Source organism: Chryseobacterium sp. CH25, assembly GCF_004119455.1.
Classification (GTDB): Bacteria; Bacteroidota; Bacteroidia; order Flavobacteriales; family Weeksellaceae; genus Chryseobacterium.
Window position 1 is genome coordinate 38,548 of sequence record NZ_NRQT01000008.1, and the last position, 11,764, is coordinate 50,311.

At 34.4% G+C, this 11,764-nt stretch carries 15 protein-coding genes and 1 tRNA gene; 13 read left to right on the plus strand and 3 right to left on the minus strand.

Annotated features, from left to right (window positions below; all coding sequences use genetic code 11):
* The first annotated feature begins 15 nt into the window (after positions 1–15).
* From BOQ64_RS24095 to BOQ64_RS24910, 11 genes are all read left to right on the plus strand, one after another.
* Positions 16–504: a hypothetical protein gene (locus BOQ64_RS24095; RefSeq protein WP_228448439.1), complete on the plus strand. Its 489-nt coding sequence runs from the start codon at positions 16–18 to the stop codon at positions 502–504.
* Positions 501–770 carry a hypothetical protein gene (locus BOQ64_RS24100; RefSeq protein WP_228448440.1) on the plus strand — a complete coding sequence of 90 codons (270 nt, stop codon included), beginning with the start codon at positions 501–503 and terminating at the stop codon, positions 768–770. Before BOQ64_RS24095 ends, BOQ64_RS24100 begins: the two co-directional genes overlap by 4 nt.
* A 3-nt stretch (positions 771–773) precedes the next feature.
* The gene (gene recF / locus BOQ64_RS17245; protein ID WP_129058420.1) at positions 774–1,853 is read left to right on the plus strand and encodes a DNA replication/repair protein RecF; all 1,080 of its coding nucleotides are present in this window, start codon (positions 774–776) and stop codon (positions 1,851–1,853) included.
* Between the two features lie 165 nt (positions 1,854–2,018).
* Positions 2,019–2,393 (plus strand): four helix bundle protein, encoded by a 375-nt coding sequence (locus BOQ64_RS17250; RefSeq protein WP_089736874.1) that lies wholly within the window; start codon positions 2,019–2,021, stop codon positions 2,391–2,393.
* Between the two features lie 97 nt (positions 2,394–2,490).
* The gene (locus BOQ64_RS17255; RefSeq protein WP_129058421.1) at positions 2,491–2,784 is read left to right on the plus strand and encodes a hypothetical protein; all 294 of its coding nucleotides are present in this window, start codon (positions 2,491–2,493) and stop codon (positions 2,782–2,784) included.
* A gap of 95 nt (positions 2,785–2,879) precedes the next feature.
* Positions 2,880–3,461 carry a Crp/Fnr family transcriptional regulator gene (locus BOQ64_RS17260; protein WP_129058422.1) on the plus strand — a complete coding sequence of 194 codons (582 nt, stop codon included), beginning with the start codon at positions 2,880–2,882 and terminating at the stop codon, positions 3,459–3,461.
* A 267-nt stretch (positions 3,462–3,728) separates the two neighbouring features.
* Positions 3,729–4,616, plus strand: coding sequence for an MBL fold metallo-hydrolase (locus BOQ64_RS17265; RefSeq protein WP_129058423.1), 888 nt, complete (start codon positions 3,729–3,731; stop codon positions 4,614–4,616).
* Positions 4,617–4,698: 82 nt separating this feature from the next.
* Positions 4,699–5,088 (plus strand): nuclear transport factor 2 family protein, encoded by a 390-nt coding sequence (locus BOQ64_RS17270; protein ID WP_129058424.1) that lies wholly within the window; start codon positions 4,699–4,701, stop codon positions 5,086–5,088.
* A 224-nt stretch (positions 5,089–5,312) separates the two neighbouring features.
* On the plus strand, positions 5,313–5,939 hold the full coding sequence (locus BOQ64_RS17275) for a DsbA family protein (protein WP_228448441.1): 627 nt from the start codon (positions 5,313–5,315) through the stop codon (positions 5,937–5,939).
* A 142-nt stretch (positions 5,940–6,081) separates the two neighbouring features.
* On the plus strand, positions 6,082–6,246 hold the full coding sequence (locus BOQ64_RS23175) for a bacteriocin-like protein (protein ID WP_164975832.1): 165 nt from the start codon (positions 6,082–6,084) through the stop codon (positions 6,244–6,246).
* A 76-nt stretch (positions 6,247–6,322) separates the two neighbouring features.
* Positions 6,323–6,487, plus strand: coding sequence for a bacteriocin-like protein (locus BOQ64_RS24910; protein WP_410494474.1), 165 nt, complete (start codon positions 6,323–6,325; stop codon positions 6,485–6,487).
* 55 nt (positions 6,488–6,542) lie between these two features.
* Here the strand turns inward: BOQ64_RS24910 and BOQ64_RS17280 are convergent, their stop codons facing one another.
* Genes BOQ64_RS17280 through BOQ64_RS17290 form a run of 3 tightly spaced genes read right to left on the minus strand, consistent with a single transcriptional unit; the run spans position 6,543 to position 10,330 of the window.
* Entirely contained in the window at positions 6,543–8,582 is a 2,040-nt protein-coding gene (locus BOQ64_RS17280; protein WP_129058425.1) for a recombinase, read from the minus strand.
* 13 nt (positions 8,583–8,595) lie between these two features.
* Positions 8,596–9,240, minus strand: coding sequence for a monofunctional biosynthetic peptidoglycan transglycosylase (gene mtgA, locus BOQ64_RS17285; RefSeq protein ID WP_129058426.1), 645 nt, complete (start codon positions 9,238–9,240; stop codon positions 8,596–8,598).
* A gap of 43 nt (positions 9,241–9,283) precedes the next feature.
* Positions 9,284–10,330, minus strand: a complete 1,047-nt coding sequence (locus BOQ64_RS17290) for an ABC transporter substrate-binding protein (protein ID WP_228448442.1) — start codon at positions 10,328–10,330, stop codon at positions 9,284–9,286.
* A gap of 59 nt (positions 10,331–10,389) precedes the next feature.
* On the opposite strand from BOQ64_RS17290, the gene BOQ64_RS17295 reads away from it, so the two are divergent.
* Both BOQ64_RS17295 and BOQ64_RS17300 read left to right on the plus strand, forming a co-directional pair.
* Positions 10,390–10,463, plus strand: a tRNA-Arg gene (locus BOQ64_RS17295).
* A gap of 570 nt (positions 10,464–11,033) precedes the next feature.
* Positions 11,034–11,729: a leucine-rich repeat domain-containing protein gene (locus BOQ64_RS17300; protein ID WP_129058470.1), complete on the plus strand. Its 696-nt coding sequence runs from the start codon at positions 11,034–11,036 to the stop codon at positions 11,727–11,729.
* Positions 11,730–11,764: the final 35 nt, after the last annotated feature.

Consider the following 11,764-nt stretch of genomic DNA (forward strand, 5'->3'; position numbering starts at 1 on the left):
TATTAATTTTGATAAATGAACATTATAAAAATACTGAAAAAAACCGTCATAGACAGTCAAATTTATGTCTCCATAATGGGAACTCTTTTTGCAGTATTTTTCATGAGAGAGCAAAACACATTCCGTTTCCCTACTATTCTTCTTATTTTTATCACGTATTTCAGTGGTTATATTTATACTAAGTATCAGTACACTAAATATTTTTTCAGAATATTGGTTCTGAATGCTATTGCCGGGATTATCTGTTCATTTTTAATCATTCATAATCACAATGAAATAAGGTTACTGAAATGGTTTATTATTGTTGTCCTGGGATTGCTCTATAACAGCTTTTTCCTGGATGTCTATATCCGGAAAATCCCTTTATTGAAAGTATTTTATGTTGGGCTGGTCTGGGCACTGGTAAATTGCTGGCTTACGCTTCCTGAATTCAGTATCCCTATTTTTTCATCAGCTTCTTTTATATTACAGCATTGGTTCTTCCGTTTGATATCCGGGATATGAATAGTGATACAGTAAAGACTTTCCCTATGCTGATTGGTATTCAGAATACAAAATATATTGCATATGGTCTGGTTTTCATCAGCAGTCTTATTGGAATTTTCTACCTGAAGCCATTATATGCTGTTGCATTTTTTTTGTCAAGCATCATCACTTATATTTTTATTTATTTCTCTGAAAACAAAAGAGATGACTCTTATTTTTCATTTGGAGTGGAAACTTGTTCGGCACTTCCTTTTTTATTTTTACTAATAATGGAGTATTTTTGACGAATGATTATCAAGAAGCTTTCCCTATATAATTTCAAAAACCATTCTGAGAAAAAGTTTGAATTTTCACCGCAGATCAATTGTTTTGTGGGCAATAATGGTACAGGCAAGACCAATATTCTGGATGCTTTACACTATTTATCAGTTGGAAAAAGCTTTTTGGGGAATACAGATCTGAACAATATCAAAACAGAGGAAGACTTCTTCACCATTGATGCTGAAATTCAGAATGAAGATGGTGAAGACAATATCAGAATCACCCAGCCTAAAGAAGCTAAAAAGGTGATTAAAAAGAATGATAAAAGCTATGACAGGCTTGCCGATCACATTGGATATCTTCCGAGTGTCATGATTTCGCCTTACGATTCAAACCTTATTTCCGATTCCGGAGAAAGCCGAAGAAAATTTCTGGATGCCATGATCTCCCAAACGGATTCTGAATATCTTTTTGATCTGATTCAATATCAGAAAACCATTCAGCAGAGAAATGCTTTACTGAAGTATTTTGCTAAAAACAGAACCTGGGATAAAGATTCGCTGGAGATTTATGATGATCCGATTACAAGATTCGGAACCAAAATTTTTAATAAAAGAAAGGTCTTTGTAGAGCAATTAAATCCCATTGTTCAAAACTTTTATCAGATTATTTCGGGTGGAAAGGAAACCGTTTCTGTGATCTATGAATCTCACCTGCTGGAAAATACTTTTGAGGAACTTTTAAAGGAAAGCATTGAAAAAGACCGTATGCTGACGTATACTTCCAAGGGAATTCACAAGGATGATCTTCTTTTTGAAATGGATCATGTTCTGATCAAGAAAATAGGTTCTCAAGGACAGCAAAAGTCCTTTCTGATCTCTTTAAAGCTAGCCCAGATGAGTTTGGTTAAAGAACTGACAAAGAAAACACCTATCCTTTTATTGGACGATATTTTTGATAAGCTTGATGATACAAGAGTTTCACAATTAATTGAGTTGGTTAATAAGGAAAGCTTTGGACAAATTTTTATCACAGATACTCACAGAGAACGTACTGAAAGTGTTGTAAAGAAGATTAATGAAGAAAGTGTAATTTTTGATATTTAGCGGGTTTCGAGATACGTGATACGGGTTTCGAAATACGAATTATAATGTGTAAAAATACTTTTAGTTTATTAAATTTAAATTATGTAAAGAGGAATGATAAATCCAGAAATAACTTGTAAATAGTTATTTTTTTATTACCTTACCTTTCATAAACACACAAATGATATGAGCTATAGAAATTTAGACATTTACAAAATAGCTTTTGAGCTGTTTTTAAAAACACATAAAGCATCTTTTCTTCTTCCCAAATACGAGTTATTTGAACTAGGAAGTCAATTGAGAAGATCATCTGACTCCATCATTACTAATATTGTTGAGGGATATGGCAGGTCAATCTATAAAAATGACTACATTCGCTTTCTCGTATACTGCCACGCCAGTAATGACGAAACAATTAATCATCTCGAAAAGCTCATCATCCTATATCCGGATATTTCTAATGAATTTGAAACCTTAAGAAATGAATACAATATATTAGGTGGAAAAATCAATGTATATAAAAAATGGGTAAAAGAAAACTGGAATGAAAATAAACAATAGAATATTAAAACAATTTTTGTAAAACTACTCTAAATAGTATATTCCGCCTTATAAACACGAATCCCGAACCGCGCATCTCGAACCACGCAACACGACTATGAAAAAGAAAAAACGCGAATACCAATCCTCTGAACTTGTAAAATCATTTGCAAGAATCTATGGTTTTGAAGATAAGCTAGTGGCTTTTGATATTAAAGATTTTCTTGAAGATTATCTGGACCAAAGCCTTTTCAATGAAATCAGAAGTGTAAATATTGAAAACAAATGCATCATTATTAAAATAGATTCTCCCTTGCTTAAGAATGATTTTAAAATGCGTAAAACTTTCTATCTGAAAAAGTTTCAGGATAAGTTTGGTGATGATAAATTTGATGATTTGCAGATCCTGTAATTTGGATTTATTATTGAACCGAATACAGAATCAAAATATAAAATCAATATTATTTTAATAGTTTTGTATCATCCTGTTCACCAAACACATTCCCAATGATTGAAGCCCTACATCTCAATATTTCGCGCCATATTTCAAGTTCCCAAACGGATATTACGGAGTTTTGTAATTTATTTACTTCAAAAACCATCAAAAAGAAGGAGTTTTTACTGAGAGAAGGTGAAGTGTGCAGATTTGAAGCCTTCGTTACCAAAGGTCTTTTTAAGGTGTATCATATTGATGCGAAAGGAACAGAACAGATTCTGTATTTTGGAATGGAAGACTGGTGGCTTACGGATATTGACAGTTTTGCCAGCCAAAGCCCATCACAGCTTTTTATAGAAGCTATTGAAGATAGCGAGGCACTTCTAATTTCAAAAAAGGACAAGGATTTTGCGTATGAAAACTTCCCTTTTGTAGAAAAGCTTTTCCGAATCATGACCCAAAAGACCCACAGTGCTTTGCAACGCAGAATGATTGATAATCTCAGCAAAACTGCCGACCAGCGCTATCTGGATTTCATTGAAAAATACCCATCGCTTAATCAAAGACTTACCAATTTACAGGTGGCGGCCTATCTTGGTATCAGTCATGAATTTTTAAGTAAAATCAGAAGAAAAACAACCAAAGGGAAATAATAACATCTCAGTTTTTCTTGTTTCAAAGGCATCTTAATAGCAAGAATCAACATTTACATCAGTAGAAACTCTCAACCTCTTTCTCCAGGTTTCTAATCTATTCCCCTACTCCAAGCTCAAATCCTTTCATTTATTGAACTTGTTCAATACTTAAGCCAATAAGTATTGAGAACTTTGCCTGTATAAATCTGACAGATATTTATTGAACTTGTTCAATGTTCAGCAAAATCAACGTCCATAATTTTGTACTCATAAAATGAACAAAAAATGAAATCATTATTAAAAACAACAGTATTAACATTCATAACATTATTTAATATGTCACAAGCACAAAATTTTAAAAGAATAGAAGCAGGAAAATTTACATTAGATGTTTATAACGCTTCAGAAAACAGTTTCGGGGTAGCTTCTGTTATTATTTCCGGATCAACGGATGCCGTTTTGGTAGATGCACAGTTTACTTTAGCAAATGCAGAAACTGTAGCACAGAAAATTAAAGATTCCGGAAAAAATTTAAAGGCCATCTATGTTTCTCACAATGACCCTGATTTTTATTTCGGACTGGAAGTTTTCAAAAGACATTTTCCGGGAGTAACTGCTTATGCAACACCAAAAGTGGTAGAAGCAATTGCAAGAACAGCACAGAAAAAGCTTGATGTTTGGGGTGGTCAGTTAGGATCAGCAGTAACCAGCAATGTTGTATTACCACAGGTATTGAAAGGAAACAGCATTGAACTGGAAGGCGAAAAACTGGAAGTGATAGGTTTAGAGGAATTCCCTGCAAGAACATTCATGTATATTCCCTCTGCAAAAGCAGTGGTAGGTGGTATCAATGTATTCGGAAACACCTTCAACCTTTGGATGGCCGATGCACAAACCACTGAATCCCGTTCTCAATGGATTAAAGTATTGGATAAAATAGCATCATTACATCCTTCCATTGTTATTCCAGCTCATGGAAAATCAACTGATGCTTCAGACTTAACTTCTGTGAAACACACTAAAGAATATATTCAGTTTTACGAAGAGGCTTTGAAAACAAATACAACTTCCGAAGCTTTGGTAAAAGCGATTAAAGCTAAATACCCTAATCTGACTTTTGAAACAGCCCTTCAACTTGGAGCAAAAGTGAATACCGGAGAAATGAAGTGGTAATCTGAACCGTATGAAATTAATCATTTACAGTCTGATGGCCGTACTGCTGCTATCAGGCTGTTCAATAAAAAACAACACAACAATGACCAATTTAGAAATTGTAAAAAGTACATACGAAGGAAAAACATCTGAGGAAAACGGAAAAGCATTGGCAAGCCATGTTGCAGATGATGTTCAATGGACAGAAGCTAAAGGGTTTCCTTATGCAGGAACCTATGTAGGATTGGAAGAAATCACCCAAAACGTGTTCAGCCGTTTAGGAAGCGAATGGATTGATTATAAGTTCACCCCGGAAAATTATGTTGCCGATGGTGATAAAGTAGTTGCTTTTGGAACATATACGGGAACCTATAAAGTAACCATGAAGCCTTTCTCTGCACGTGTTGCTCATATCTGGCATCTGAAAGACGGTAAAATTGTGAAATTTGAACAATTCGTAGACAGCAAAACAGTTGTAGATGCGATGAAATAGAATCTTAAGATTTTTAACTCTAAGTTCGCAAGGTATTTTTAATAAAACTTGAAAAAATCGTTCGCAAAGGTATTTCATTTAGCTAAGGTATTCCCAGCTTCATTGCTGAGTGGAACGCCCTTGCGATCCTAAAAACATAAGGATCTAAAAAAATTTTGCGAACATTGCGTTATAATAACATACATCATTTAAGCTTAGTTATATCAACTTTTAAAAACAAAAAAATGAAAATTATATATATTATGGATCCCCTTTGCGGATGGTGCTATGGGAATTCCGACAATATGTTAAAACTATACGACCACTACAAAAACGATCTGGATTTTGAAATCCTTCCCGGCGGAATGTGGACAGGTTCCAATGTTCGGAAACAATCATCACAGATGGTTAATTTCTTTATTAAACATGATGAAGCTGTAGCAGAGCGTACAGGAATAACATTTGGGGAAGGTTATTTTGAATTGCTGAAACATGAAATTGTATTGGACAGTGAAATCCCATCCAGAGCAATGGTTTCAGTAAAAACAATTGCCCCTGAGCAAGATATTCCTTTCATGGCAGCTGTTCAGAAAGCAAGATATTATTGGGGAAAAGATCTCAATCTGGAAGCCACTTACCTTGAGATTTGTAAAAACTTGGGTATTGACCAACAACAGTTCTTAGAGGTTTTTCATTCCGAAGAAATGAAGCAGACCACTTTACAAAACTTTCATGAAGCAGTACAATATGCCCAGTCTTTTCCAACGATGCTGGTTGAAAAAGATGGAAAGTATACTGTTATTGAACAGGGTTATGCTTCTTTTACAGAATTGAAAAAGCATATTGAACTCCTAAAAAATAGAGTTGGTTAACCAGGAAACTTTCGGTCAAGTTTTATTTCAGATACGTATAGAGAAAAATAAGCTTGATGACTTTCAGAGAGTATAATAAAAAAATAGAATATTTCAAGGATAATTGATATATTTAACGCTTCATAAATAAAATCAAATTACCATGAAAAAAGTACTTACACAAAAGAAAGTATCAAGAGAAAATTTAAAAAAAATTCAAGGAGCGGGGCGAATGGTATGTTGTGCTTTATCCTGTGCAGATCTTACAACATGCGCTTTTTGGGAAGAGTTACCAGCAGAATGCCCAGATTTACCTTACTGTATATAATCAGTGTTATTTATTTTTATAAAATATTTCAACAAAAATTGATACATTAAAAGTCTATTAATAAAATCAAATCACCATGAAAAAAGTACTTACACAAAAGAAAGTATCGAGAGAAAATTTAAAAAAAATTCAAGGAGCAGGACAAATGATATGTTGTGCAGTAGTCTGCTCAGATCCCACAGTCTGTGCCGTTTGGACACAATTACCAGCAAGGTGCCCTGAATCACCTGATTGCGCATAATCATCTACACCATATATAGAAGAAAGCTACCAAATGGTAGCTTTCTTATTTACTATTAATGTTCTTCTGATTTTTCCGACTTATTAGAAATCGTACTGCTCATCAGATCATCTGCTTTTTTATCCAAACCTGAACTTAGTGGCAGGAAGAATTTCAACGGATGCTTTACAAAATATCTAAAAATTTCTTTATAGATCTCACTTACCTGTCCGAAGTTCATCTTTCTGGACCTGAATGCCAGGAACATGGATAAGCTGAAGCTTACCAGGAAGTTGAAGAATCCAATTAAGAAAACCGTCACAAAGGACATCCAGAATGTATAGGAATCTACGGAGAAATCTTTTCCATAAAGTCCTAATGCAAAGTTTCCGGCAGCAAACGTAATGTGTCTGATATCAAGATCAAGTCCGAAGAACAATCCTACAGGTGCCGTTGCTCCAAGGAAAACCCCAAACCAAAAATTGGAAACAATTCCCGGCCAATTTTTAGCATAATATTTTGATAACCCTTTCGCGAATTTCTTTCCAAAAAAGCTTCTGATAGAAAGGTTTTTGGCAATTCTTTCCGGGATCTGATAGAATACGGAGTTGTTTCCGATATTTCCTGAGATAATTCCTGAAATGAAAAGGTAGAATCCAGCAATACTAGCATGTAGAATAGCTTTGGATTTAAAAGGATCTAAATCTTTTAATAATTTATCTGATCTTTCAACAGCCAGGTTTTGTGAGAAGAATACATCTAATCCATAAATAATGGCAAGCGCTACCGGAAATGCCAGTAAAACGTTTCCTACAAAAGCAATAAACTGGCTTCGGAAAAGCTTGGATACAAGGTGGGCAAATTCGGTATTGTTTCTTTGACTGTTTCCTTCTTCGGATAATACTTTGGTCATCGTTGCAGCAGTCATTGCCGGCTGTTTCGTGGCCAGTGTGAATCCCATCAGGTAGATCATTACAAATCCCATCGCATAGTTCATGGAGTATAAGAATGCGTGTGAAAAATCACTTCCGGGAATGTATCCGTATAGCATTTTCAGAACACATAGCGCTCCTACGATAATTCCACCACCACTCGCCTTATAAAACATGGTCATATATTCTTTTCTTGTGGAAGTAATATAATGAGTCCCTGCTTCTGCTGTGTGATTGGTAATAAGGTGGGAAATTAATCTTGTACTGTCATTAATGAGATCAGCAATATTATTCTTGTGAGATTTATAGTTCAGAATATTAAAGATCAGCTGTTTTGATTTTACCAGAACATCTTCATCATTGTCAATAATCAAAAGCTGTACGATCTCGTAAATTCTTTCGGTCTGCTGACGAATTTTTAGCAGTGATTGGTTAATCTTCCCTGAAATTCCATACTTCGCTGAGTTTTTAAAGGCGATGTTCACAAATTCAAGACATTGCTCGGAATAAATCTTAATCTGCTTATATCGGCTGTCTTTAGAATGCAGCTGTAACTCCGGATCTTTAACCAAATCATCAGCTAAAGCTTCCAGTTCGTTCTGAAGAGCTAAAAAGGGATTGGAAAGATTCCTGTACTGAGGAGCCATTCTTACCACTTCCACTTCCATCGCCATCCCTGTTACCCTCCATGAAAGAATATTCATTGAGAAGATCAGCTCCTTCTTTACATTGGGTTTAATGATAAAATCTGCAGCTCCAATGAGTGTAAGAAATTCATTCACCTCATTTTCAGGAAGGTTATGAAGATATTTCAAGTCTGTTTTAGGTCTTAGACTTACATTATCAATCATATACCACACTGTTTTTTCGTTTTCAACAGGTGGTAAAACCTTATTCAGTATTCTTTTTTTAAGTTCTGGAAAAAAGGCGTTTTCAGAAAGAATATTGGCTTCCGTTAAGGATAGATTGAATGGTCTTCCTTTAAAAATATTATGAATGTAATACTTGAAGTTTTCCGTAAAATTCGGATTGCTTTTGAGAAAATTAAGCACATCTGTAAAGTCTGCCCTTTTTACACACTCTAACAACTCTGCAAAGGGTTCCAAAGAAAGGGTTTCGTTCTTAAAAGAAAAATATTTTTTAAGAACTGACTCAAAATTTGTGCTGGAATTAAAGAATTTCATTAGTACAAAGATACTATTTCAAACTCACATTCCTCATCTGTCTCATGATCCAATTGTGTTTCTTTCTTAAATAAGGAGATGGATTCTTTGGATCGTATTTCTTTGGATTCGGCAATACAGCAGCAATCCAGGCAGCATCTGATGTGCTCAGATCTTTGGATGATTTACCGAAATAATATTGTGCTGCTGCTTCTACACCAAATACTCCCTGACCCATTTCAATGGAATTCAGGTATCTTTCAAGGATAATATCTTTACTCCATACTTTTTCAATAATGAAGGTATAAACTGCTTCAAGGCCTTTTCTTACCCAGCTTCTGCCCTGCCAAAGAAAGACATTCTTAGCCGTCTGCTGGGAGATAGTACTTCCTCCTCTTATTTTTTTGCCTTTCTCGTTATACTTCATTGCTTTTTCAATAGCTGTATAATCAAAGCCGTCGTGGTCAAAGAATTTCTGGTCTTCTGAAGCAATAACTGCTTTCTTCACATTGTTTCCCATTTCATCATAAGAAATATAGTCCCGGTGTAATTTTCCATACTCAAAAAGACCTCCTATCTGAGTAAAGGTAATGGGTGGATTAAAAAATCTTCCCCAGATGATGAAAACTACGTTCAGAACAAGAACGATGAAAATAAACTGTTTAATTTTTTTCCACATAACTTTATAAAAAGGAAAGGCAAAAATAAGCAAATAGTCCGATTTACTGCAATTCTTTCAGATAAGTAAGCTGATAATCCGGTAAAAGTTCAGGATGGAAGATTTTAATGTAATCTTTAAGGATTAAATCTGCTCTTACCACACCACTTTCAAAGAAGTCGTTGGCCATTTTTCGTTCTTTTCCTGCTATTGTATACAACTTTCCTTTATTGAATACATTCAGTTTTCCGTAAAAAGGATTTACACCCAGCATTTCTTTTTTTGAGGTATGATTTCCTACATTTACCCAATACTGAACGTCATTTGTTTTTGCATATACTTCCTCAAAGCTCATTGTTAAAGCTTTTTCATCCTTATTATCTTTCATAATATAAGTAGCGTTAGCATCTGCAATATAATGAGCTACTGAAGTATTTCCGCCTGGAAGATACCAGACATCACCATACATTTCATTAGCCAGTACAACAGGTTTTTCTTTTGCTGTTAAGGCCAGTTTCTTCAGGTCATTATAATTTTTTTCAACTTCCTGGTATTTAGCTTCAGCTTCTTTTTCTTTTCCGAAAAGTTCTCCGAACAGCTTTACATACGCTGTCTTCTGTAATGGCTGTTGTTCCATATACTCATCCAGGAATATCACCTGAATCCCGTTGTTCTTCAATAACTGATAAGCATTGTCGAAACTTGCAATATAATTGGTAAAAATGGCATCTGGTTTCATGGAAATAATTTTCTCCACATCATATTTCTGATCACTTCCTACATTCTGAATTTTTCCTTCTTTAATCAGATTCTGGATCTTTTCCGAATAAATATACTCAGGACTTGACACCCCAATGATTAAATTTTCTGCTCCAAGCTCTGAAATATACCCCGCCATACTTGCATTAAGCAGGATGATTTTCTTGAAAGGGGTTTGATTTTGCTTGAAATTATAGGTAAAATTCCCCGATTTCAGCTCCAAACTTCCATCTTGTTCCTTGTATTGGGTGCGATTTGAGATATTTGTCCAATCTGAGGACGAAATTTTTGTTTCTCTTTTACAGGCAATTAGCGAAAATACCGTAAATAAAAGTAAAATTTTCTTTTTCATGTTTCAAAGAACGGAAAAAAGTGGTATATTTGCAACCGTTAAACAACAACAAAACAAACGGGCTCGTGGCGCAACTGAATAGCGCATCTGATTACGGCTCAGAAGGTTACAGGTTTGAATCCTGTCGAGCTCACAAACAACAAAAAATCGTTACTTTTTAAGTAGCGATTTTTTTATTATTAACCATGATAGGATTAATTTCTGCCATACTATATAGTTCTGTACATTTTTTCGGATAAAGCGAAAATTTAGGACTAGTACAAAATCTATACTTTTTATGGAGCCAACAGGTCTTTTTTTTAATTGCAAAGAAAGATGATTCAAATGTTTTATTTTAGGGATTATTACAACAACATGATGTAAAAGGCTTTGATTGGCTTTGAATAGCCTTAGTATATAAAAGAACTTCCCAAAGAACAACCTCCTTTATCCCCCACATTTAATGTATAGCTACTATATTTCCTGAAGATTCTTATCAAGAGTCTTTGATGAAGGAAAATAATCTGGAAACAAAAATCAGAAGATTTTGGGAATCACCGTCTGACCGTACTCGATTATTAATAGAAACACTATAGCTTAACAGATCTTTACTAAACGAAAATCTTTTAATGGAAAGCAATGAATGAGATATTTAGATTTAAAATTTGTTAAGCTGTTGGAATGCATTAATTTTACTGGTTTAAAAAAGACTGTCAGCAACTAAATGACTAAAATTATATCCACCCTTGCAGTTATACTATCCATCGGCATCACTGCGCAAGAAATATCAATAAAAGACCATAATCTCAAAACGGCTTTATTACAGCAATTCGATCAAAACCATAACGGAAAATTGGAGCTTTCAGAAATTAACACTGTAACCGAGCTGAAACTGGACGAAAAGAATATTTCCGATCTAAGCGGTCTTGAACACTTTCAGAATGTAACAGAACTTAATCTATACAAGAATAATATTTCAGATTTCACCCTGATCAACAACCTTACAAAGCTTGAAACTCTTTATATTGGCGACAACAATAAAATTGGAATTCTGGATTTAAGCAGTTTGGTTAATTTGAAAGATATTTACGCTTTCAGATTAGGATTAACTAAAATACATTTAAACTCACAAAATATAATGTATATCCATTTACAGGATAACTTATTTACCGACTTTGAGACCAGTAAATTTCCAGCACTTCACACCCTTAATCTTGACGGATGTAAATCACTTGTCAATCTAAATCTATCAAAAAATAAAGAGCTCGTACAATTGTATCTGCTGGAAACATCCATCAAGGAACTGGATATTTCAAATAACAAAAATCTAAAAACGTTTTATATAGAAGATTCCGTAAAACTGATTAAAGCAGCTCATCAGAAAACAACGAAGCATCCCCCTATTATGACCGTCAAATAATTTTGGTCTAAATAACAATTAATCAGCCATCCCAT